We start from the raw sequence: 22,771 nt of genomic DNA, 5'->3' as shown, positions 1-22,771 counted from the left end.
TGGCCGTTTTGTCATCTTTAGTCACCTGAAGCTTAGACAGGATCAGGTACGATCATCCCATAGTTGCCATCACGCCGACGATAGAGCACACTCAGTCGCTGCGAATCGGCGTCGTGGAAGACAAAGAAATTGTGGCCCAGCAGCTCCATTTGTTCAATCGCGTCGTCCGTAAACATCGGACGAAGCGTGAGTTGTTTCGTGCGAATGACTTCGTGTTGCGGCGGAGCATCGTCTTGATCGGTATCGAGTTCAGCCACCAGAATGTCAGCCTCAAGTTCGGAGGGAAAGACACTGGGTTGACGTGTCCGCTCACGCCTCCAGTACTTCTCTTTATACCGTTTGATCTGACGTTGCAGTACTTGTTGAACCTTGTCTACGGCGGTGTAGAGATCACTCGCCTCTTCTTCGGCCCGCAGGATAACCCCGTGCTCACCGACGAGTGTTACCTGCACCCGACTGACTTCGCCGGCATTGCGGTGTTGTTCAGTATGAACTTCAACCGTGGCGCTCGTAATCGCGCCCATATAGCGTCCCAGCTTGGATAGTTTCTCTTCGATGTGTCGGTGCTGACGCTCGGTGATCTTGCCGCTGCGACTTTTGACTGTCAGTTCCATCGGGGCCTCCATCCTAACTCAAGGGGGCGAACAATTCCAGCCTGTTCGCAGGGTGCGAACAGAAAAGCCCCCGGTACCATACCATGGTACCCAGGGACTCGATCACACATTAGAGGAGTATGGAAAATGGGCTGTGGTTGCGATTGACGATCATCGCTTGTCACTTCCTGAAAATACACACCACACCATTGTGGTGTGACAGCACGGTGAACAACCAAACCGATGTTGTTCAAAGATGCTGTTAATGAGTATTGTACTACGGTGTGCGCCCTGTTTCAAGAGGAAAAGCCGAAACTTTACGTCGCAACAGCTTGATGATACAATGCATTGGTATGCCATGTGAGGCGCTTTGATGGATGTCTTGCAAAACAAAAATATTATCCTGGGGGTCTGTGGCAGTATTGCAGCCTACAAGGTGGTGCAACTCGCCCGTGATCTGACCCTCGCCGGGGCTCATGTCCATGTCATCATGACACCCGCCGCACAGCGTTTTGTTGGTACAGTGACGTTTCAGGCCTTGACCGGCCATCCTGTGTTGACTGATATGTGGGCCTTGCCTGAAGATGGTGTGATCGGCCATATTACCCTCGGTGCTCAGGCCGATCTGGTTGTGATTGCTCCGGCTACGGCCCATACGATTGCTCGTCTTGCGGCTGGCTTGAGTGATGATTTGTTAACCACAACGGTGCTCGCAACGACTGCCCCCATTTTGCTTGCGCCCGCGATGAATCCGTTGATGCTTGCCAACCCAGCTACCCAAGCGAATCTCGCGACGCTGCGGGCGCGGGGGGTACATGTGATTGAGCCTGAAGTCGGGCGAATGGCCGAGCATGTTAGCGGTAAAGGCCGTTTGCCTGAGCCGCATGCCCTCGAAGGCATCATTCGTGCTACCCTTGGTCAACAGACTGGCCCCCTCCGTGGCCGACACGTGGTTGTTACGGCTGGAGGCACGCGTGAGCCAATTGATCCGGTACGCTACCTGGCGAATCGCGCTTCGGGACAGATGGGCTATGCCCTCGCGATGCATGCACGCGATCTCGGGGCAACCGTGACGCTCATCAGTGGCCCGACGGCGCTGCCAGCCCCTGCCGCGCTCACGACTGTCCAGGTTGAAACGGCTCTTGAAATGCAAGCCGCGCTCGACGAGGCCATCGGCCAGGCTGATATCCTGATCATGAATGCTGCCGTTGCTGATTTCCGTCCCGCCGTCGCAGCTGAGCATAAACTCAAAAAGCAACCCGCTACAGCCGGGATGCACCTTGATCTCGTCACCAACCCTGACCTGCTTGCTGGTCTCGCCGAGCAACACCACGTCTTTAAGGTTGGGTTTGCCGCCGAGACTGATGACCTCTTGAGCAATGCCCAGAGCAAGCTTGAACGCAAACGCCTTGATCTCATTGTTGCCAATGATGCGGTGACGAGCATTGGCCAGGAGACGATCGCTTTGACGTTGATTGATCATCACGGCATGGTCGCGCTTGAGCGTCGTCCCAAACATGAGGCCGCAGCCGAGTTGCTCGCGGCTATCGTTCCTCGTTATGAATGTTGGGTAAAGGATAAAACTTCACTATGACTAGTGAGCGTGAAGAGCCGACAGAGAAGCCTGTGCAGCGCGATCCTGACCGAACCCCAAAAGCTTCCGCTGCAAAGGAACCCCCTGAGCGCACGACTCGCCGCTCACCAGCGCCGACCAGCGCCAAGCCACGTGCCGCGCACGATGGTCGCTCCACCATGCCTCGTGAAGAACTTGCCGATCTCATTGTGGCGCTCGGCGATACGAGCCATCCGCGCCACGCTAGTGCTGTCAATGATCTGGTCGCCCTCGGGCCCGCTGCGGTTCCCGCCATCTGTGATGCCCTTGGCCCTAATAAGTCCTGGCTGACCGTCTATCGCGCCGCCGAGGCCGCCGGTCGTCTTGGCGATGGTCGTACCACCGGCCCGCTGATCCAGGCTCTCCAGCATCCCAATAGCAATGTGCGGTGGAGCATTGTGCAGGCGCTTGGGCAGGTCAGTGATATGCGGGCGATGATCGCGTTGCGTCGGGTGGCGCGTACCGATCAGGGGCGTACTACCTGGGGTGAGTCGGTCGCCGAAACAGCCCAGAGTGTGCTCGATGAACTGGGACGCCGCAGTGTCTGGGGCCAGGGCCTTGAATTGATTAAGACGGCGGTTGTCGCCGGCCTGATGATTGTTGCGCTGATTCTTAGTTTCAGTGTTGTGACCTCGCTGCGCGCCGAGTTGGAGCGCTTCGGGCGGTTTATTCCTGGCGAAACCGAGTTGCCCCTGTTTACGTTGCCCACACCTATGCCGACCACGACAACTGACGAGAGCACGGCTGGGGGCAGCGGGCTTGTGCTGCCTCAGCCTACGACGCTTGCCCAGCCGACAGTTGAGCCGGTGCTTGGCCCTACGACTCTCCCTGATCTTGCCACGGAACTGACCGGTACGGTGCTGCAAGAAGCAAATGTGCGTCCGGTGCCGAATACCGATAATCAGCCTATCGGTCGTGTCAGTACTGGCGATGAGATCGTTTTTCTTGCCCGCACCGCCAATAGTCAGTGGTTTTTGATCCGCCTCGCTGACGATGGTGTGTCGGGCTCGACCATCAATAGTCTGGATGGCACGGGCTGGATTAGCCAGGCGCTTGTTTCTGCGCCCACAGGTGAACTGGAAGTGCGCGAGGTGGATCTACCAGCGCCAATACCTGATGCGAATCCCTGAGATGTCGCTTTGTGTTGCGCGTTCAGTGTTGCTCGCGGCGCTTGCTGGTGCGGTGCTGATCGCTGGGTTGAGCCAGTTTCCCGCTCGCCATCTGGTTGATGTGGGTGGCTTTGATGCTGCCTATGTCCAGGGTTTCCACGAGGCGCAACGGGTGAACGATACCCCTGATGCGCCAGCATACCTTGAGGGTAGCAGTGGCGCGGCCCGCTGGTCTCGTGCCTCGTCGGCACTGCGCTTTCCTCAGGCTGGTTTGCCAGCGACGGTGACCATCCGCTTTCGTGGCCCACCGGGGCGCGACGTTCCGCTGGAACTCTGGCTCAATGGTGGCGGTGAACCAGTGCAACGCCTCGCCGACGCTTCCTGGCAAGAGGTGACCCTTCCGGTTAGTGGCGGGTTGCTCAAGGCAACCGATTTTTTTGTCGAGTTGCGTGCGCCCGTGACGCGCCTGCCCGATGGGCGCGAGGTTGGGGTGCTGGTTGATACGGCCCACTACGAGGTTGGCCCGCCCCCAATTACGCCCTATCCAGCGCAAATGTTCTACGGTGCGATCGTTGGGGCGCTGCTCGTTTTATTGGTGCGGCCCTGCTCTGCCACGACGCAGCCGACCGCAGGGCGCTGGTGGCACCACCGCTTCCGCCTTATCGCTGTTGGCATCATTGGCTACGGGCTGCTCTGGCTCTTCTTCACCCGTCTTCAACCACCTTTCTATCCCTTTGCTCTGCGCGAGTTGCCGCTGGTGATCATTGGTGCGCTCGGTGCGGTGTTGGTGATCCGCGATGGCGCGACGCTCGTCGAGCGCTGGCCGTGGCTGCTCAAGGTCGCTGCCCCTGCGCTGATGATCGCTATCTGGGCAGGCGCAACCCTGCTGGCTGCGCAACAGCATGTTACGCTCTCGCGGCCCGGCGTCGAAAACGATTTTCGTTCGTTTGCGACCCGTGAGACGCTTGAGCAGGTTTTTCGTGCCGATGGTTTTTACAACCTGGGCTATCCGCTCCTGCTCTGGCTGGTGAGGCCGTTGACGCTCGACAATGCGTTTCTTGCCGGTCGCCTGATCAGCGCCGTCAGTGGGGCAATCCTGTTGATGAGTGCCTACTGGCTTGCACGAAGTATGCTTGCGCCAGGGGCGGCCCTGGTCGCCCTGATGATGCTCGCCCTCAGCGGCACCGTGGCGCAGTATGGGCTCTATGTGGGTACGGATATGCCTTTTGCCGCGTGCTTCGTGCTCTGTGTCGCGGCGCTGATCGCCGGTCTGCAGGAGTCGCGCTCACCGCGTCAGGCCACGTTGCTGCTTGTGCTGGCGGGGATTGCGGGCGGTCTCGCCTTTCTCATGCGCCATCCGGGGCTGATCCTCTTGCCGTGGGGGTTGCTGCTACTGACTATTGTTGCCCTAACCAACCCCCAACAAATTCGGCGCGTCCGTGGGTTGCTCGTTTTTCTCGTCGCGTTCCTCGTTACTATCAGTCCTCAGATCATCATCAACACCATCCAGACCGGCCAACCGCTCTACAATCAGCAGGCCAAGAATGTCTGGTTGGCCGTCTATGGCAATATTGATTGGGGCCGTTGGGACGAAGCGCCGAATGAGATTGGGCTGGCCGAGTTGATTCTGCGCGATCCACCACGCTTTTTTGGCAACTGGGCCAACAATATCGTCGGCTATCTCGGCAGTGGGGCCGAGGATACGAGCGAGTTTGGTCGTGCAATCCAGTTGCGCCTGCTCGGCTTTCCCGCCAATTGGCTTGCGCTCAGCGGCCTGCTCGTTTGGCTCGCCCTGGTCGCGGGGACCCTCTGGCAGTTGTTTGCCCCTGTGTGGAACCGGATCACTGGTGGGTCGGCCTCACCTGATGCGCCTCAGGGTGGGGAAAAAGTTGGTGGGCTCCTGACGCTGATTGCGCTCTACGTCGTCACGGTCAGCACGGGTTTTCTCTTGCCACGCTTCTTTCTACCGCTTACCGCACTCTATGCCGTCGCCGCCGGATGGTTGTTCGGGCGTGTGGTTGGTAGTGGGCGTCTGCTTGTTGGTGCAGCGCTGTTCCTGAGTATGGTACTATGGGGAGGGTATGGGGCTGGCGTGCGTTATGTGCTGGATCTTCAGCCTGCCGATGAGATCGCGGCGATCCAGATGGTGCAGGCTCACGTCCCTACCGATGCGCTGCTGGCGGGCAATGTGCCAGCGCGTTTGCCGTTGACCAAGTATTCGGCGATCGCGCATCAGGTGATAGAATGGCCGTCAACAGAAGCAAGCCAGACAGGTATTACTGCCGCAGAACTTGACGCGGCGCGTGCCGCCGGTGCAACCTATTTGCTCTGGGATGTCGCGCAGGGTCGCCCGCCCTTAGACAACCCGGAAGCCGCCCTGATGGCACAGACCGAGCGCTATCGTCTCTATCGGTTATGATGGCTCCCAGGGCGAATGGTTATGCCAGAAAGCTTACGTTACAGACTACGTATTAGTCTGTGAAATAAGTTTTCTGATATTTTGTTACCCTTTTTGGTCTTTCAGTACATCATTCGGTATGCGCGACACAGGCTAGACCTCACAGGTCTGGTCGAGCGGAGAGATATGCAGCGTTCGTCGACAACAGTTTCATCAGAGAACCCCCGGTCTACCCAGCAAGCGCGTGCGCGTGGTCTGACGCTCCCTCGCATTGAACCGGTGACGATCGCCTTGATCGTGATGGTCTTGATCGGGTTGGCCTTGCGGATCTGGTTTATCAATCTCAGCCCGCTCGATCCTCGCTTTTCGGCCTCAGACGACGGCGACTATTACCAGCGGGCCTTGCGCCTCGCGACAACCGGCGAGTACCTGGATAATTCATGGCTGATCCGCCCGCCGGGGCATATTTTCTTTTTTGCGGCCGTTATGAAGCTGTCGCTCTGGATGGGCGATCTGGCCCTGACGACGCAACTGATTCGCGTGGTTCACGTTGGCTTCTCGTTGCTCTTGATTCCCCTGGGCTACGATCTGGCGCGCCGCCTTTTTCACCGCCCAGCCGGGCTCATCTTTGCCGGCATCCTGACGATCTGGTGGCCGCTGGTCGAACTCCCCTCACTGATCCAGAGCGAGCCGCTCTTTTTCTTTACCCTGACGATGCACTGCTGGATGCTGGTACGCTGGCGCGACGCTCACCATGCAGGTGCGCGGCGAGCCTGGTTCTGGCTGGTTGGCGCGGGATTGGTACTCGGCTATTGTGCGCTGACCCGTTCACCGGCGCTCTACAGTGTTGTCTTTAGCCTGCTCTTTCTTGCCGTCGAAAGCTGGCGGGGCAAGGGAGGTCCACTGCGTCTCTGGGCAAGTCGGTTGGCGGTGACCGCCCTGGCGCTGCTGATTCCCTTTGCGAGCCTGATCATCCCCTGGACGGTGCGCAACTATCTGACCTATGGGCAGATGATCATGATTGATACGACCGGGCCGATCAATCTGTGGCTCTCGTTGCAAGACGAACGCATTGATGGCGGCAAGAGCGTCCTGGCCGGTATGGAGCAGGGCGAACGGCAGCCTTTTGCCAGCGCCGAGATCAGGGCGATCTTGCGCGATGATCCGCTGCGCCTGGTGCGCAATGCCTGGCCCCATTTCACCCATATCTGGAAGGCGCAGTTTGTTGAAGATTTTTTTGTCAAGGTCAGCTTCTTCTCGCGTCCTGTCCGTGAAATGGCGGTGCTTGGACTGGTCGGCGACCTCATCTGGTTGACGTTTTGTGCGGCGAGCCTCTTTGCCGTCACGAGTCGCCCGCACGAAGGCGGTTTTCGCTTGATCGCCCTGGGGTGGGCCGCCTATTCCTGTCTGACCGTCATGCTGATCCACGTTGAACCGCGCTACCTGTTGCCGGTCTGGCTCTTTATGGCGCTGTATGGCGCAGCGGCCCTGGGTACGCTCACCCTGTGGCTCGCACGGCTCGGGCGTGATGCTCCGGCGGCCCGTGCCGAAGCGCGCGCCTACCTGCGTAGCCCCTGGTTTGGCGCGGGCGCCCTGCTCTGCCTGAGCTTTCTCGTGCTCGTGGTGAGCTATCGCGACTATCCGCAGATTATCAGTCGTGGGATCGAGCGTGAACGCCATCGGGCGGTCGCGGTGCGTGCTCAGGCAGACGGCGATTATACAGCAGCGATTGCGGCCTACGAGCAGATGATCGCAACTGACCCGAATTTTGTCGATGGACGGCTTGAGCTAGCACGGCTCTATCTTGCGCTCGGCGACTACGAGCAAGGGTGGGACGTGCTGAGTGAGCGCCACACCCATCGCGGCGACGTTGTCCGTGCGGCGCTAGCGCGGGCGCGGGGCGACCTGGAACTGGCGGCGGAGCTCTTTACGGATGCCGAAGTACGTGCCGGTGAAGATGTGCAAAAACTCGGGCTGACATGGCTGGAACCGGCCCCCTTGCGCAGTCTGCGCCTGGGGAACGGGCTCGACATCGGCTATCTCGAGGGCTTTTCGTTTGGCGAAACCCTGCCTTCGACCGACACAGGCCCGCCCCAGACCTATCGCTGGCTTGAGGCCGAAGGACGCCTTATCCTGCCGCTGCCTGAGCCGTTGCAAGAGGGTGATGTCGTACGGCTGCGCATGGCTGGAGGCATCGAAGGTGTTACGCCATTGCGCGTGCAACTTGGCACCACCGAGGTGACGATCCCGGTCGAGGCCGGGGCATGGCGTATCTATCGCCTGGCCGTGCCCGCCGAACTGCTTGGGGCGCAGGAGCTTGAGCTCCGACTCGCGGCCCCGACCTTTATTCCGCTCCAGGTCAACCCAACGAGCTACGATGCCCGCCGACTGAGTGTGAAGGTGAGTGATGCAGGTCTTGAATAGCACGGGGCAAGCTTACCCCTTTACGGTGACGGTCGTCATGCCGGCCTACAACGAAGCGCATGGCATCGCAGCGGTCATCGAGCGCGTACGCGCTGCGTTGCCCGACGCCGAAATCCTGGTCGTTGACGATGCTTCCACTGATGCAACCGGCGCGGCGGCGGCGGCGGCGGGGGCACGCGTCGAGCGGCACCCGGCCAATCGGGGCAACGGCGCCGCAGTGAAAACAGGCATCCGGCGCGCCACCGGCGACGTTGTGCTCTTGATGGATGCCGACGGCCAGATGGATCCGCGCTACATCCCAGCGATCCTCGATGGCATTGCCGATGGCTACGACATGGTCGTCGGTGCACGTACCCGCGATACGCAGGGCGACAGCCTGCCGCGGCGACTGGGCAACCGGGCGCTTGACGCGCTTGGCGGCTACCTGGTTGAGACCGAAGTGCGCGACCTGACCAGCGGCTATCGGGCGATGCGCCGCGAAATCATCATGGAATACATCCACCTCTTGCCCAATCGCTACTCGTACCCGACAACGAGTACGCTCGCTTTGCTCAAAGGCGGACACGGCGTTGGCTTCGTCACCATCGAAGGCAAACGCCGTGGCGGCGGCCAGAGCGGGCAAAAACTCATGCGCAACGGCATCCGTTTTGGCCTCATCATCCTGCGCATCATCTCACTCTTCGCCCCCTTGCGGGTCTACTTCCCGGTGGCCGTGCTCATGTTTAGCCTTGGCCTGCTGTCATGGTTGCTGAATGTGTTTCTGTTGGAACCAGCGCGGGGTCTCTACATTCCCAACTCAGCGCTTTTGCTCTTTGTCGGCAGCATCATCATCTTTCTTTTTGGCCTGTTAGCAGAACAACTTGCTGCCTTGCGCTTTCAACGTCACGAAAGGTGACTTTCACACGCACATATGAAAAAAAACCTGTCGTTGCTCCTCCGCTTGCTGGGACCAGCCCTGCTGATCATCTTTCTCATCAACGCGGATCTTGGCAAGCTCTGGTTGACCCTCCGTGAAGCGCAACTCTGGCCGATTCTGCTTTCGCTTGCCCTGATGCCACCCTTTGTCATCATCAAATCTTGGCGATGGGTACGGCTCTTGCGCGAAATGGGGCTGACGCTCAAACTCTCCGAGGCATGTCTGGTCTACACCGTCGGCCTCTTTTACGGCGCAACAACGCCAGGGCAGGCGGGCGATTTGCTCAAGGCAGTCTATCTCGGCGAACGCGGACAACCCGTCGCCCCGGCGATGTTGAGCGTCGTGCTCGACCGACTCTTTGACCTCCTGATCATGGCCGCGCTCGCCACGCTCGGCATCTTTGCCCTAGGGCAACTCCTGCCGAGTCGCGAACTGCAACTGGCGCTCGTCATCCTGATGGGCCTCGGGCTCGTCACCCTGACGATCTTCCTGCTAGCCCGCAAACCACGCGAATGGGTCTTGACAAGCGTCTTGCCGCGCATTGCACCGCGTTTCACGGCCAGCCTCGAACGGTGGAACGACCAGTTACGGCACCTCTCACTGAGCCCACAACTAATCATCGCCGTCACCATCGCCAGCCTCATCTCAGCAACCTTCACCTTTATCCGGCTCTGGCTGCTCTTCCTCGCGCTGGGTCTTGATCGTGTCCCCCTCTACGTCGTCGTCGGCGCTTCCGCCCTCGTCGCCGTCTTGCAAGTCCTGCCCATCTCAATTGCAGGCGTCGGCGTCCGCGATGCCGTCCTCATCGCCATCCTGCTCCCGTACGGCTACACCGCCGAACAAGCCCTGACGCTCTCGGGGCTTTTTCTGCTGCTCAACCTACAGCACATCCTGGTGGGCTTCCTCTTCTCACTGCGCGTCCCGCTGGTGAGCGGGGAAGTGAAGCCGAAGGTTGTGTCTGGGGATGAGGGGTAAAAATGGATCATTCTTCAAACAAGCAATTTCGCGGCTATAAAGCAGGTGCTTTACATACATTGTTTTTCCAGAAATACAATCCTGAAGACCCACAGGATCGAATTGATCTGAATATGGAGGAGATCAAGCAATATCTTGATCGCAGGGGTGAAACTCCCGGCAACATTCACAACTTCTTCAAAGACATCGTTCGCAGTGGAAAGATGCCATCGCAATTAAGCGAGCTTAAGCAACTTGGTTATCATATCATTCAGACGGAAAAAGGAGGAGCTTTTGTCCGATCAACTAATGATTCCGTCAGTGACATTGTTGACATATCAACCCAAGAAGTAATCTACGAGACTCTCAACAGCGATCTTCTTCCTGCCATAGTATGGGAACTCATCCGTACTGATGAAGGAGCGATCATGTCTATTCTTGAGTACTGTAAGATCCTGGAACGAGTGACTGGCGCTCATCAGGTTTTCCGTGTCCAGGCACCACTCAAAGTACAACCCAACGAAGTCGATGGCTGCTACGTTTTTGAGCAGAACGGATTGACGACCCTCATCGCAGTGGAAGCAAAATCAAAGGGGAGCGATGTCCTCTTAAAACACCAGATATTTGGCTCTGCACACCAGGCACTGAACCATTTTGGGATGTTTGTCGACGAAGTGAGACCAGTCGGAATAAAGATTCAACTAGATAACACCTTGCTGGTTGTCACTTTCGGTGCATATTCAGATGGTCATCGTACACCTGAAGTTGAGAGCGTTTTTCTTTTTACCTTCTCACGGATTCCATATCAATGGACAATTAAGCGGACGAGGAAAGGACAACTACCTCTTCTCTGATCCATTCTTTGGTGACGGTGGCGAGGCGCGTTCTAAAGAGATCAATGCTCTCAACTTTATAACCGACACGTTCAGCAATATCGGCCAGGATGGTACCGGTACGGATTGGAATGCGGAAATAGGACATCTGATCACCAACAACATAAGCTAGTTGTGCACCTGGCTTCAAGGTCTTCTTTAGCTCAATCAGATGGCGCGCCATACCACCAAAGTAGAGTTCGACCACGCGATGATAAAGCCGTTCAAATCCTGACGTCTTGCCAAGCTCGATCCGTCGTTCTTCAATCTGGCGTGCCAGTGTCTGCACACTTTCGACGCCCTCGATCCATTTTTGATCATCATCGACGGTATAGACATTACGAGTATTGCTGCGCAATAAACCTTGCTTCAAGGCACGTAGATCGCTACGATTTGTAATAAATCCCAGGATAACAGACTCAAGCCTTGTGGTTCTTGTATAATCTTTTTCATTAGGATACGGTGGAGATGTAATCACAATATCAAAAAGCTTTGCATGAGACTGGGTCGAACGTGAGTCACCACGAATGACACTACTATCTGGATGATAGGGTAGTTTTTGTACAATCTCAAGATCATGGGCAATGTTTTTACATTCGCTGAGCCAGATGCTCACAACATCAATATCACTCTTGGGCGGTGTAGCCCCAATCTCAGGACCAAACGCAACATTTCCAATGCGAGAAACGAGAGCTTTCGCAAGAGCTAATTCTTGGTACCCGCGATAGGGATTGGCTTGATAACCTCGCATTGTTTCAAGAAGAATTAGCGTACGATGAAGTGGCAACGGACTAATAAAGCCACGTGATAAAACTTGCCACTGCTCTTCGGTAAGATCTCTGAGCATTGTGCCACCACGAAAATCACCAAATAAAGGGGTGTCTCCATAGAGCGAAATGCCCGATCTTGCCGTCATATCCAGGGCTTCTTCTGCCACCTGTTGACAATGCGCGATGAAATGATCGGGATCGCATTGCCAAGAAGTTTTGGTAGTAGAGGCAAAATGAGCCATCGCATTTGCTTCCCAGCCACAGGAGCGAATGCCGAGTTTTTTGCATTCAACCAGGGTCGTACCCGTTCCACAAAAGGGATCAAGCACGACTGAATGCTCATCGGCACCTAGTTTTGCCAAATAGTCGCGAACCAGGTGCGGAGGAAAGGAAAGCACAAACCGATACCAATTGTGAACGGGGCTATCTTGAGGCATAACCATGTTCAACTGATTCTTCTTGATTTTTGAGGTCATGGTATCGCTCCTTAGCACTGATTTCAAGAACAATTGTATCGTAGGTACATCTTGCTTGCAAATACTGCGTGCTGAGCAAGTGTTCACCCTTGGGGTAACAGGCACGCCTGGGAGTGAGGGCGTCTTGCTGCACCAGTGGTGAGCGGCTCCTTCCAACGGACGCCGCCGAAAGGCCAGGGCGCAAGCCGAGGCACGTCCGTGTGCTGAGTCAGGCGCAACATCGGGATCCCGATATATCTGTTCGGCAGGCGCTTGCTTCACTCTTTGAGGAGTTTCAAGCTGACTCAGAGGTCATTCGAATGTTCAATTTCGTCTTAAGTGGGCAAATCGAACAAGAGTACGCTGGTAGCGCCGATGAACTGTCTGTTCATTGGTACGATATGGCGAGTGGACAGAATGGGTAAGCTTCCAGCAAGCGGCGCAATTGCCCATATTGCTGGGGTTCAATGCCCGCGGCTCGACACCCACAATGCATAGTGCGCTGGCACAGTCTCTGGGTAAGCGAGGTTTTTTTGCGGGGGAAGCATGTTCCCGGCATACCCGTCCCACCGATAACCAGAATGGTTCTGGCCGTGTTTGTCAGGTTATATCCGTTTTGCAAATGCTTGAATCCGTTCTGCGTCCCGAATGACGGGACCATGCCCAAAGCAAATCACCTGCGGCTTGAGCGCAGCAATCTTCTGGATAGATTTTTTGTTTGTCTCCACGCTTGTCGTAAAGATAGCGGGCGGTTCGCTGAGTTCTGGCATGGTGGTAAAAAAATTGATATTGCGCAGCACATCACCCGCGATCAATACGCCGTCGCGCTCGCGCCAAAAACAAACATGCCCAGCCGAATGTCCCGGCGTTTCGATGACGACAAAATCTTCAACCATGTCACCCTCTTGCAAAATGCGGTCAACGGGATGACCAGGTCCAGCCATAAAATTTTGTTCAAAGATGGCAACTGGGTGTTTGGGATTCGGCATGTTGTTGACCACAAGCCCGCTCTCAGCGGCGGATTGATCCTTCGCGCCCACCCAAAACGGAATCCCAAGCTTTTTGCATAACTCCGCGCTTGCGCCCTGATGGTCTGGGTGAGCATGGGTCAGCGCGTGGGCAGTCAAGCGGTGATTTCCAAGTTGGCGCAAAATGGTTCGCCCGGAAAACTTGATCCCCGCATCAATCAGCGTGGAGCCGATCAAGTAGGTGTTGACCAACTGACGCGGTGTGACCGGAATTTGAAAAACATCGTTTGCAATGTGAATCATATAGTCTCTTCTTCCTCCATTTGTGCAACCCTTCTCTGATGCAGAGTTAAAGGCATGCAACATTCTTCTTCTTTTTGAGCAGGAACCGCCAGCCTGCGATTATACTGACTAATGTTCCAATAATCAAGCCGATTTGCCTGGTGGCTTCATAAACCCTGACACCGTGGATTTCCTGGAAAAGCAGAGCCCGCATCAGCCATAAACGGTGGCATATGAACGCCATGGCGCGGTAGCCGCCCAATAATGTGCGCAGCCGACCGCTGCATCAGGGCGATTTGACACGCCGACAAGCAGGCGTGCGCCTTCCCGCTTGTCACGGCTTTTCTCTCAGCGGCGGCTGGATACAGGCGTTAGGTGGCTTAGAGCAGCGCTCTACCCCATTGACAGAGAAGGAAAAGAATATATACTGTACCTAGACAGACTAGACAGGAGGCGGGATATGAGCCGTACATGGCAGCTCCAAGAGGCCAAGAATAAGTTCAGTGAAGTCGTCGAAGAAGCCATCAAGCATGGGCCACAGGTGGTCACGAAACGCGGCGTAGAAACCGTTATTGTGATTTCATATGAGGAATATCAAAAGCTTATCTTGAGTCAACACAAGCTCTCTGAGTTCTTTCGTACCTCCCCTTTGGGAGACGTTGAAGAGGAACTTGATCTATCGCGTGACCCTCGGTCAGCACGAGGTAATATCGAACTATGAAATACCTTCTTGATACAAATGTCGTATCTGAGTTAATCAAGAAGCAACCAGATCCGAATGTTGTGCAATGGGTAGATGAACAAGACGCCGCCCGAATGCATCTCACGGTGATTACGATTGGCGAAATACGGAAAGGAGTAGCAAAGCTTCCTTCATCGCCACGAAAAGAGAACATATTTGCCTGGTTATCGTCGGATCTCCTTCTTCGATTCGATGGACGTATTCTCCCAATCACGACGGAGATAATGTTACGTTGGGGAGAGCTTACCGGACAATTAGAAATGAACGGTGTTGTTCTCTCTGCAATAGATTCTCTCATCGCAGCTGTAGCCCTTCATGGGCAATTCACACTCGTTACACGAAATACAGGCGATTTTCGGGGTACAGGCATCCCGTTACTCAATCCTTGGAAGACGAAAATAGAAGGAACGGGGTAGAGGCGCAAAGCGTTTCGAGCGAGGCGAGCATGATAAATAGAGACATACAGGCTTCTTATTTCCCTTCCATAAGAATAAAACGTGCCATAGTTGTCAGCCTTTTTTCACGACAGCCACCTAACGGGTACGTTATCCCGCCCTTGGAGTGCGACGTTTACTTGGGCTTCAAGGGGCGCATCAGAAAGGAGAAACCACATGGTAGAGCCCGCAAAGAACACGATTTGCCTCTGGTGCGATCGCGGCGCCGAGGAGGCGGCACGGTTTTATGCCGAGACTTTTCCCGATTCATTCGTCGGAGCGGTGCATCGAGCACCAGGCGATAATCCATCGTGCAAAGAAGGTGACGTGAAGCGTGCGTTCGATGCAATGATGACGATGAGAAAGATCAACGTTGCCACCATCGAGGCGGCGATATGTGGTTGAGATTCACGGGAAAGGTGGGCTCACAACCGTTTGCAGCGGACAGCGGCTTCGCCGCTTCAGGGTATGCGCCGCGAGCCAGCAAAGGTTGGGGTAGGCGAAGGTATTGGGTCTAGGATAAGAATCCTCACGCTTGTGCAAAGCCAGCAATGCTGGTTTTTTGCTGCGCACAAGCGTGAGAGACGGCGACTCTGGCCGTTTTTGGTGACTTCTTTACAGAAACTTTACAGAAACCTTAACGAAACCTGAAAAACGTCTGATAGATTAAGAACACCAAGTTACTGAACTCATATCCATAGTGCGTAACAGACCACCCTGGTTGGCCTTTGTGTCACGGTTTCACTGCGTGATTACCCTTGCTGACCAGCGTCTCTCCACGTTCGAGAGTGCCTTCATCGAGCTTGTTCTCAGGCAGCGCGAGGTTTTTGCGTGTGGAGCAATGCCAAAGCTGAGGTGCATGTTCTGTGCGTTGTGGTGATGTGAGTCAGGGACACAAGAGAGAGGTTTCAGCCACAAAGGAGGTTGGCAAAGCGAAGACAATACATACAGCGACTGGTTTTACGGCGCTTGCCACGCCTTGAGCCAGGGGTAACGGAAGCGGTTCGATCATAACGGAAGTCGTCGTTAGCACAAAGAGGAGAACACACATGGCCTCAACGCGCAAAGTTGCCGTGGTCGAAGGCGGCCAGGATGCAGCAATTGCCTATTGGAAGGCAAATGTTCGTCTGATCACTATTCTGCTGGGTATCTGGTTCTTGGTCTCATTTGTTGCTGGTTACCTGATGGCTGGGATTTTCAATAATGTCCCCTTTGGTCAGGTACCGCTGAGTTTCTGGATTGTGCAGCAGGGTGCGATCATCACTTTTGTTGTACTCATTTTCGTCTATGCCGTGGTGATGGATCGGTACGATCAGCGCTTTAACGTTCACGAATAATTGAGGAGACAACGATGTCGGCAGTAGAAATCTGGACCTGGGCTCTGGTCGTTCTGACCTTTGGGATTTACATCTACATCGGATATGCCAGTCGGGTGAATGATACAAAGGGTTTCTATGTTGCAGGTCAGGGTGTACCGGCGATAGCGAATGGTGCAGCGACGGCTGCTGACTGGATGAGTGCTGCCTCGTTTATTTCGATGGCTGGCTTGATCTCGGTACTGGGCTTTGAAGGTGCGGTCTATTTGCTTGGCTGGACGGGTGGCTATGTGCTGTTGGCCTTGCTGCTGGCTCCCTATCTGCGCAAGTTTGCCAAGTTTACGGTGCCTGACTTTGTCGGTGACCGCTATTACTCGTCAACTGCGCGTACCATCGCGGCGGTGGCGGCGGTCTTTATTTCGATCACCTATGTGGCCGGGCAGATGCGTGGTGTCGGTGTGGTCTTCAGCCGCTTCCTTGGCATGCCGATTGAATGGGGCGTGTTTACCGGCATGGTCATTGTGGCGTTCTTTGCGGTCATCGGTGGGATGAAGGGCATCACCTGGACACAGGTGGCGCAGTACTCGGTGCTGATCATTGCCTTCGTTATCCCCGTTATTGCCATTTCGTTGCAACTGACAGGCAATCCTATTCCTCAGTTGGCACTGATTACGAGTGACCTGGTTCCCCGGTTGAACCAGATCCAGATTGATCTGGGCTTCAATGAGTATACACAGCCTTTTGCTAATCGTAGCATGATTGATGTGCTTGCGATCACGCTGGCGCTTATGGCAGGTACCGCTGGTCTGCCCCACGTGATTGTTCGTTTCTATACGGTGCCTAATGTGCGTGCTGCACGTTATTCGGCTGGTTGGGCGCTGCTCTTTATCTCGTTTCTCTACCTGAGCGCACCGGTGCTTGCGATCTTTGCGCGCACCAACTTGCTCGAGAGCCTCAATAATCAGCCAGTTGCGCAAATCGAGGAGCTTGGTTGGGTGCAGAGCTGGAAGGCGACTGGCCTGCTTGCGTTTGAGGATAAGAATGGCGATGGTGTCTTGCAGATCCGTGGTCCGAAGGCGACTGATGGCATTGCTAACGAATTGACTAAGCTTGACAACGACATCATTGTGCTCTCGACGCCTGAGGTTGCTCAGCTTGCTCCGTTCATCATTGCGCTGATGGCGGCAGGTGGTCTAGCCGCTGCGCTTTCGACAGCCTCTGGTCTGCTCTTGGTGGTATCGAGTTCGCTTGCGCACGACATCTATTATCGCATGATCAACCCGAAAGCAACTGAAGAGCGACGCCTGCTCGTTGGGCGTATCGTGATCTTTGGTGCCGTGGTTGTGGCAGGCTATTTCGGGATCAACCCTCCGGGGTTTGTTGCCGAAGTGGTGGCCTTCGCCTTTGGTCTGGCCGCCGCGAGCTTCTTCCCGATTATTCTGTTGGGCATTTTTGACAAGCGCACCAATAGCCAGGGTGCGATTGCGGGTATGTTGGTTGGCTTGATCTTCACCGCCATTATGATCCTGTCGATGCGCTCGGTGCAGATCTTTGGTACCGAGACCCCGCTGATGGGCAACTTTATGGGCATCAGCGCTCAGGGCATTGGCACAATTGGGATGCTGCTCAACTTTGCGGTCACGCTGATCGTTTCGCGGATGACGCCTCCGCCTCCTGCTGAAATCCAGGAACTGGTCGAGTCGGTGCGTATTCCCCGTGGTGCTGGCGCTGCGAGCGCCCACGATTAGGATCGCAGGATCAACCAGCGTTGCTTTCTGAAGCCAATTGGGTTGACTGGGAAAACGCCAGCGTAGCTGGCGTTTTCCCAGTCAACCCCCTCCATCCTTATGGTTATTCAAAGCACCTTGACCCCTGAAGAGTTTCGCCGGTATGAACTGAATCGCCATTTTCGGCGCTCGATGTTCTATTTTTATGCCTTTATTTTTGCGGTGCTCACCGTCTACGCGCTCACCAATCCGACTGCGCCAATCGCGATCTATGTGGTTGCGCCTGTGCCGTTGCTCGCCTATAGCATCGGTGGCTGGGCGGCGATTATTCGCCGGAGCAATGATCCCGATCAGCCGGCCTTTTTGCCGATGCGGTATGAGTTGACGACAAGTGGCGTGCGTTTGGATACTCCGAAGGGCAACAGTAGCTTTACGTGGTCTGATTTTAAAGCGTGGCGCAAGGCGCTTGGGGTCTATGAGTTGACGCTGCAGAATGGCTTGCTACTTGTCTTTCGTGAGGCAGCGGTGCCCCAGGCTCAGATAAAGCAACTTGAGGATCTGTTGAAAAAACAGATCCAAGAACGTGCATAGCTCAGTTCCAGCTCCGTAGCTGGACTGCCCACGCACGGCCTGTGCGCACGAGGCGTTCCTGGTGGCGTTCGAGGATGACGTAAGCAACGACCATCAAGAGGCCGACGATGCCGAGCAGGACCCACTGGTTGGCAAAGCGGACATTTTCGAGTGTCATCCAGCTGACGCCGATGACAAAGAAGCCGATGCCCCCCACAAACGGCACCCGTAGCCGCGTGAGCGCGCCGTACCCCGCCAGCACCAGTGATTCACTAAAGAGCAGGATGCTCGTGAAGAGGCTGCCGTCGTTGCGGATCATGTCGATGAAGGTGACGCCAAGTAGTAGGATCGTCGCCACGGTTTCGATGAGTTGGGAGACCCGTCGCTGGCCCTGAAAGCGCCGCAGACCGGCGGCGAGGGCGAGCAGGTAGAGTCCTGACGGAATGACGTACCACTGCGCGTCGCGGAACCCCCAGTCGGCCAGTTGGCAGAGCATTGCCCCGACAAAACTCGCCCCGGCAACATAGGCATAGGCAAGTTCGCGCTCGCGTACCGCAAGGGTGACGAGCAAGAGCCCCAGGTTGACCAGCGCGAGCGTGAGTGGTGGCAGGATGCCGGTTGCGTTGGCTTCCAACCCGACCAGCAGGGCGAGCAGGGTGGCTACACCCAGGGTTCCCAAGACGCCAGGGCGTTGCCACACCGTTAGCCCCAGACGGCGCACCCCCCAACTTGCCAGACTCACGCCTAGCATACCGAGAATCAGCCATGCGGCGATCCAGACCTCTGCGCTGTTGGTGTAGGTCGTGAACCAGAACCATGCGCCAACCACGCCCAGGCCGAGGCTCGTCCAGGCAACGGCTTCGCGTCGTTCGAGACTCGCAATGAGTGCGGTGAGCAGCGCAAGCCCCAGGCTGATGAGCGCGGTCGACCCGGCATTCCCGATGGTGCCCGCCAGCGCCAGCACGCTGGACATGAGGGCGGCCCCGTAGATCGTGCCGTGGAAGAGCTTCGCTTCGGCAAGGGCTTGCCGGGTGCGCACGGCGAGGCTGAGACGCCGGGCAAGTGCGGCGGCGGCAATGAGCCAGGCGAGCCCAAGCAACACTTGTGAGCCTGCGTCGGCCCAGAAGATGGGCACACGCACGAGGCCTTCGGCGAGCACGGCGGCGACCCAGACCGCCAGCGCTGGCCCGGCCAGCTTAGTCTGGCGCAAACGTCCGCCGAGGAGGCCGAGGGCCAGGCCGGTTAGAAAGATGGCCGTGCCGATGAACCTGCCATCGGTACTCCAGGTCTGTCCTGCCAGGGTCATGGGCAGCAAGAGCATCGCGCCGCCGGCACCAATCGTCAGGGCATCATCCCAGAGGCGTGCCACCGGGCGTTGGGCGGCACGCAGGTGCAAAGCCCAGCCAACGCCAAAGAGCGCGAGCGCTTCAAAGCTACCGAGCAGCAGACTCAGGTCGGTGCTAAGCCCGGCGAAACGATGCAGGGCCTCAAGGCTGACCGCGAGCAGCATCAATGAAGCCCAGGCCAGCAAGGGCTGGCGTTCGAGCCAGACCAGAACACCGGCAAGCAGGGCGAAGAGGCCCGCGACAACGGCGAGATACGCAGGGCTTGTCGCCGCGAGCGCAAGCGCTCCGGCGGCACCTGGCACGGCGGCGAGATAGCCCCAGCGCCAGGCGTCGCCCCACGTGGGCAGGCGGTGATGAATGAACGCACTGAAGAGAGCCTGACCAACGACGATCACGGCCAGCATGAGCCCCGCCCCGGCTGGTTCGCCTCCGGGGAATTGCCAGGCCGCCGTGGTGAGCGCGGCCAGATCGAGGCTGAGAAAAGCGAGCGCGAGCATCCACTGGAGCCGGTAGCGCCAGCGCGCCACCAGATAGAGCAGGGTCAGCATGATCCAGGCCAGGCTGAGGTGGGCCGCATCGAACCATGCCACCAGGGGCGCACCGGGCAGGACCACAAAAGCAACCCGTTCATAGGGCCACGCATACGCGGGGCGGAAGCGGCGTAGGAACTGGCCGAGCAGCGCCAGAGCGACAGTGAGCGCAATGATGCTATAGGCAAGATCCTCGACCGCAGGTTGCCAAGCGAGGAAAAAGCTCTCGCTAGCCGCGAGCAGCACAGCGCTTGCGAGGAATAGCGCCGCCGGGTAGCCAAGCCGTGGCTGCCTCCAGAGATAGGTATGCAGACCGAGCAACGACGCCAGGGCGAGCCAGACGCCGACCGTGAGGCCGGGGTAGCGCCAGAACTCCAGCCAGGCGGTGCCGGCGGCAACCAGCGCCCAGCCACTGGCCCACCCGAGGGCCGGCCATGTCCAATGGCGAAAGGAGATGAGGCGTAGCCGTTCGCCGCCCAGACTCAAGAGTGCGGCCAGCGCAAGAGCAACCACCGCAACGACGGGCCCCTGATCAACGACAGAAACCAGGTGGTCGATGGCGATGGCGACGGCCAGGCTGCCTATGCCCAACCCGACGCCCGCCCAGGCGACATGGGGGCGGATCAGAGCCTGGCCCATAAAGATCACGGCGAGCAGCACCGCCGCAGCCAGGCGATGTTCGTCGCTCATCAGCGTCGGTTGACCAGCTATCAAGGTAACAAGCAGCGCCAACCCTTGCATGGTGTAATCGTAAGCTTGACGAAGCCGCCCGGGCCACCAGCGAGCACTGGCAAAAAAGAGGGCCGCCAGGGGCAACAGGTAGAGCGACGTGGCGCTGAGATCATTCAGGCGATCATTGATCACCACCCCAAGCCAGACAAAAAGCAGCACCCCGGCACTTGCCAGGCTTGTTGTACTCAACAATGGAACCTGTGTGCCGAGCCACGCAAACGAACCACGCTCGGCCAGGATCACAAAGGCGAGGCCAAAGATAATCAAGGGTGGCAAAGCCAGGCGCGTTGCTTCAAGGCTGATCAAGGCCAGCGGCAAGGTCAGGAGCACGAGCACGACCGCCCCCGTCAAACCTGGTCGCCTCAGTGGCGGCAAGCGTTGCGCCCCAACGATACTGAGCCCGAGATAGACGAGCGCGGCCAGACCAAAGCCCAACGCATTGAGGGCAAGGTCAGCGTTCAGCGCCATCAAGGTGACGCGCAGCGCGGCAATGGGCAACAACACCGCAGCCCAGAGCCAGGGCTCGCGCTGTTCGGTACGATACGCAACCTCGGCGAACAACGCGCCTGCCGCAAGTGACGCCGCGAGCGCAAAGGGCTCACCGGAGATGCCAAGATCGACTAGGGCGATCAGCGCGAGGCAGAGGGGTGCGCCGAAGAGGGCGACCATCCGCGCTCCGAAACCTAACCGAGGTACACTGGATTGAGCGAGGCGGTGTGCGAGGGGCAAGACGGCAGTCAGCAGCACCATGATCGGAAAGAGTTGCCACCCGAGGGCCAATTGACCAAGCGAAGCGGGAAAGAGGTTGGCTGCGGCAACGACGGCAGCCCCGCTATAAAAGGCCCGTCCTGTCCTTTGGGCGGCCACGAGATAGCCTGTCAGACTGATGACAGCGGTGAGCAACCAGGCCTGACGGGGGGCGAGTTCAAGGAGACCGGGGCGGCTCAGGGCAAACCCGACGACAGGAAGGAGCAGGGCAGCGACAAGCTGTAGATTCTGCCCGGCCGTTGCGAGATCGGGTTTGGTCGTCATCCAAGCCCCAGCAACCCAGATCAACCCGGTGGTACCCGCGATAATCGTCAGTTGGGCCAGCGGCGGCAAGACGGCCCAGTTAAAAATGATGAGCGTCAGGCTCGACATCAAGAGCAAGAACGTGCCAAGAAAGAGCAGCATGCGCCTTGTGCCGAGCGCAAGGAGGGCGGCACGTACCGAGCGGCGTGTCGTACGGGGCGGCGAGGGCGCCACCGGCGGGGGCGTACTGCTGAGAGGGGGCGTTGGTGCGGGTAGCGGGCTGACCTCACCCGCCGACTCGTTCGCGACTGCGGCAACGGGAAGAACATCTGCAGCGGCGAGCGGGGGCTGCAGCAAGGTCTCACCGAGGAGCGGCGCTGTGGGCATTGCTGCAGGCAACGGCGCTGGCGCGGGTGCGGGTGGGTGGCCCGTGGCAGAGGGCAGGGCAGGATCTGGTGTCATTGGGGCGGCATGCTCCCCCATACCTTGCTGCCCCTGGGCCGGGGCAACCTCTGGTTGACGGGTGAGGAGGGCGACTTCAGCAGCAAGCAACGCACGCACACGCTCAGCTTCTTGCGGAGAGATCCGCCCCTGCGTCTGCCAGCGCGCGACCAGACGGTCGAACTGGCTGAAGGTCGCAAGATCAAACGGCTGCTCGGCCCTGGCCTGGCGGCGCTGCTTGCTCCACCAGACCAGGCCCATCATCAAGACAGCGAACGGTGCGACAAAACAAACGAGGGTTGTGATCAGTGACGTCATCGCAACCTCCCCTGTGGGTTGTACCACAATGGCATGGGGCATATCCTGCACACATTGTACGCCAGGGGAGGTTGCAAAGGGGTAACAAAAACGGGATAGCGGGCAAACGTATACCAGCCCTGCTGATAATGCATGCCCGCTGCCAGGCATGCCAGAAGTGGTCTGTAACGTACGTTTTCTGGTGTCGTTCGCCGACCACGAATGGTGCCACGAAGAAACGAATACTATACAGAGCAGCCCATATTCGTTTC

At 57.4% G+C, this 22,771-nt stretch carries 16 protein-coding genes and 1 pseudogene; 13 read left to right on the top strand and 4 right to left on the bottom strand.

Going from position 1 to position 22,771, the window contains the following annotated elements; genetic code table 11:
* Positions 1-32 precede the first annotated feature (32 nt).
* A complete protein-coding gene (gene hpf / locus EKD05_RS00860) occupies positions 33-614 on the bottom strand; it encodes a ribosome hibernation-promoting factor, HPF/YfiA family (protein ID WP_129670407.1) in 582 nt (193 codons plus the stop codon).
* Between the two features lie 352 nt (positions 615-966).
* Here hpf and coaBC point away from each other — a divergent pair, with 352 nt between their 5' ends.
* The 7 genes from coaBC to EKD05_RS00825 all read left to right on the top strand — a co-directional run bounded on the left by coaBC (position 967) and on the right by EKD05_RS00825 (position 10,860).
* Positions 967-2,187 carry a bifunctional phosphopantothenoylcysteine decarboxylase/phosphopantothenate--cysteine ligase CoaBC gene (coaBC, locus tag EKD05_RS00855; RefSeq protein WP_129670406.1) on the top strand — a complete coding sequence of 407 codons (1,221 nt, stop codon included), beginning with the start codon at positions 967-969 and terminating at the stop codon, positions 2,185-2,187.
* On the top strand, positions 2,184-3,335 hold the full coding sequence (locus EKD05_RS00850; RefSeq protein WP_129670405.1) for a HEAT repeat domain-containing protein: 1,152 nt from the start codon (positions 2,184-2,186) through the stop codon (positions 3,333-3,335). The genes coaBC and EKD05_RS00850 overlap by 4 nt, the downstream gene beginning before the upstream one ends.
* A gap of 1 nt (position 3,336) precedes the next feature.
* A complete protein-coding gene (locus EKD05_RS00845) occupies positions 3,337-5,733 on the top strand; it encodes a glycosyltransferase family 39 protein (RefSeq protein WP_165360521.1) in 2,397 nt (798 codons plus the stop codon).
* Between the two features lie 165 nt (positions 5,734-5,898).
* Positions 5,899-8,136 (top strand): tetratricopeptide repeat protein, encoded by a 2,238-nt coding sequence (locus EKD05_RS00840; protein WP_240695565.1) that lies wholly within the window; start codon positions 5,899-5,901, stop codon positions 8,134-8,136.
* Entirely contained in the window at positions 8,120-9,031 is a 912-nt protein-coding gene (locus EKD05_RS00835; protein WP_129670403.1) for a glycosyltransferase family 2 protein, read from the top strand. The genes EKD05_RS00840 and EKD05_RS00835 overlap by 17 nt, the downstream gene beginning before the upstream one ends.
* Positions 9,032-9,046: 15 nt before the next feature.
* The gene (locus EKD05_RS00830) at positions 9,047-10,027 is read left to right on the top strand and encodes a lysylphosphatidylglycerol synthase transmembrane domain-containing protein (protein WP_129670402.1); all 981 of its coding nucleotides are present in this window, start codon (positions 9,047-9,049) and stop codon (positions 10,025-10,027) included.
* A gap of 2 nt (positions 10,028-10,029) precedes the next feature.
* Positions 10,030-10,860 carry a hypothetical protein gene (locus EKD05_RS00825; protein ID WP_129670401.1) on the top strand — a complete coding sequence of 277 codons (831 nt, stop codon included), beginning with the start codon at positions 10,030-10,032 and terminating at the stop codon, positions 10,858-10,860.
* Here the strand turns inward: EKD05_RS00825 and EKD05_RS00820 are convergent.
* Complete coding sequence (locus tag EKD05_RS00820; RefSeq protein WP_129670400.1) at positions 10,823-12,124, bottom strand: DNA methyltransferase; 1,302 nt, start codon at positions 12,122-12,124, stop codon at positions 10,823-10,825. The genes EKD05_RS00825 and EKD05_RS00820 overlap by 38 nt on opposite strands.
* A gap of 584 nt (positions 12,125-12,708) precedes the next feature.
* Positions 12,709-13,374 carry an MBL fold metallo-hydrolase gene (locus EKD05_RS00815; RefSeq protein ID WP_165360520.1) on the bottom strand — a complete coding sequence of 222 codons (666 nt, stop codon included), beginning with the start codon at positions 13,372-13,374 and terminating at the stop codon, positions 12,709-12,711.
* 439 nt (positions 13,375-13,813) lie between these two features.
* On the opposite strand from EKD05_RS00815, the gene EKD05_RS00810 reads away from it, so the two are divergent.
* The 6 genes and pseudogenes from EKD05_RS00810 (at position 13,814) to EKD05_RS00785 (ending at position 18,163) form a co-directional block, all read left to right on the top strand.
* Positions 13,814-14,074 (top strand): type II toxin-antitoxin system Phd/YefM family antitoxin, encoded by a 261-nt coding sequence (locus EKD05_RS00810; RefSeq protein WP_129670398.1) that lies wholly within the window; start codon positions 13,814-13,816, stop codon positions 14,072-14,074.
* Complete coding sequence (locus EKD05_RS00805; protein WP_129670397.1) at positions 14,071-14,511, top strand: type II toxin-antitoxin system VapC family toxin; 441 nt, start codon at positions 14,071-14,073, stop codon at positions 14,509-14,511. Before EKD05_RS00810 ends, EKD05_RS00805 begins: the two co-directional genes overlap by 4 nt.
* Positions 14,512-14,706: 195 nt before the next feature.
* Positions 14,707-14,859, top strand: a pseudogene (locus tag EKD05_RS00800) (VOC family protein); the annotation flags it as partial.
* Between the two features lie 719 nt (positions 14,860-15,578).
* Entirely contained in the window at positions 15,579-15,866 is a 288-nt protein-coding gene (locus tag EKD05_RS00795; RefSeq protein ID WP_129670395.1) for a DUF4212 domain-containing protein, read from the top strand.
* A 14-nt stretch (positions 15,867-15,880) separates the two neighbouring features.
* Positions 15,881-17,593 carry a sodium:solute symporter family protein gene (locus tag EKD05_RS00790; protein WP_129670394.1) on the top strand — a complete coding sequence of 571 codons (1,713 nt, stop codon included), beginning with the start codon at positions 15,881-15,883 and terminating at the stop codon, positions 17,591-17,593.
* Between the two features lie 99 nt (positions 17,594-17,692).
* Positions 17,693-18,163: a YcxB family protein gene (locus EKD05_RS00785; protein WP_129670393.1), complete on the top strand. Its 471-nt coding sequence runs from the start codon at positions 17,693-17,695 to the stop codon at positions 18,161-18,163.
* A 1-nt stretch (position 18,164) separates the two neighbouring features.
* Here the strand turns inward: EKD05_RS00785 and EKD05_RS00780 are convergent, their stop codons facing one another.
* On the bottom strand, positions 18,165-22,520 hold the full coding sequence (locus tag EKD05_RS00780; protein WP_129670392.1) for a hypothetical protein: 4,356 nt from the start codon (positions 22,518-22,520) through the stop codon (positions 18,165-18,167).
* Positions 22,521-22,771 lie beyond the last annotated feature (251 nt).

This window comes from Candidatus Chloroploca sp. Khr17 (assembly GCF_004138165.1).
Taxonomy (GTDB): Bacteria; Chloroflexota; Chloroflexia; order Chloroflexales; family Chloroflexaceae; genus Chloroploca.
Note: the sequence above shows the minus strand (reverse complement) of the source record. Positions and strands in the feature narration are given on the sequence as shown.

What these genes read in the sequence shown, in the direction of transcription:
- EKD05_RS00785 (WP_129670393.1), top strand. Translation starts at nt 17,693, where the DNA reads ATGGTTATTCAAAGCACCTTGACCCCTGAAGAGTTTCGCCGGTATGAA.
- EKD05_RS00820 (WP_129670400.1), bottom strand. Translation starts at nt 12,124, where the DNA reads ATGACCTCAAAAATCAAGAAGAATCAGTTGAACATGGTTATGCCTCAA.
- EKD05_RS00805 (WP_129670397.1), top strand. Translation starts at nt 14,071, where the DNA reads ATGAAATACCTTCTTGATACAAATGTCGTATCTGAGTTAATCAAGAAG.
- EKD05_RS00795 (WP_129670395.1), top strand. Translation starts at nt 15,579, where the DNA reads ATGGCCTCAACGCGCAAAGTTGCCGTGGTCGAAGGCGGCCAGGATGCA.
- hpf (WP_129670407.1), bottom strand. Translation starts at nt 614, where the DNA reads ATGGAACTGACAGTCAAAAGTCGCAGCGGCAAGATCACCGAGCGTCAG.
- EKD05_RS00850 (WP_129670405.1), top strand. Translation starts at nt 2,184, where the DNA reads ATGACTAGTGAGCGTGAAGAGCCGACAGAGAAGCCTGTGCAGCGCGAT.
- EKD05_RS00825 (WP_129670401.1), top strand. Translation starts at nt 10,030, where the DNA reads ATGGATCATTCTTCAAACAAGCAATTTCGCGGCTATAAAGCAGGTGCT.
- coaBC (WP_129670406.1), top strand. Translation starts at nt 967, where the DNA reads ATGGATGTCTTGCAAAACAAAAATATTATCCTGGGGGTCTGTGGCAGT.
- EKD05_RS00815 (WP_165360520.1), bottom strand. Translation starts at nt 13,374, where the DNA reads ATGATTCACATTGCAAACGATGTTTTTCAAATTCCGGTCACACCGCGT.
- EKD05_RS00810 (WP_129670398.1), top strand. Translation starts at nt 13,814, where the DNA reads ATGAGCCGTACATGGCAGCTCCAAGAGGCCAAGAATAAGTTCAGTGAA.
- EKD05_RS00790 (WP_129670394.1), top strand. Translation starts at nt 15,881, where the DNA reads ATGTCGGCAGTAGAAATCTGGACCTGGGCTCTGGTCGTTCTGACCTTT.
- EKD05_RS00830 (WP_129670402.1), top strand. Translation starts at nt 9,047, where the DNA reads ATGAAAAAAAACCTGTCGTTGCTCCTCCGCTTGCTGGGACCAGCCCTG.
- EKD05_RS00845 (WP_165360521.1), top strand. Translation starts at nt 3,337, where the DNA reads ATGTCGCTTTGTGTTGCGCGTTCAGTGTTGCTCGCGGCGCTTGCTGGT.
- EKD05_RS00835 (WP_129670403.1), top strand. Translation starts at nt 8,120, where the DNA reads ATGCAGGTCTTGAATAGCACGGGGCAAGCTTACCCCTTTACGGTGACG.
- EKD05_RS00840 (WP_240695565.1), top strand. Translation starts at nt 5,899, where the DNA reads ATGCAGCGTTCGTCGACAACAGTTTCATCAGAGAACCCCCGGTCTACC.
- EKD05_RS00780 (WP_129670392.1), bottom strand. Translation starts at nt 22,520, where the DNA reads ATGACGTCACTGATCACAACCCTCGTTTGTTTTGTCGCACCGTTCGCT.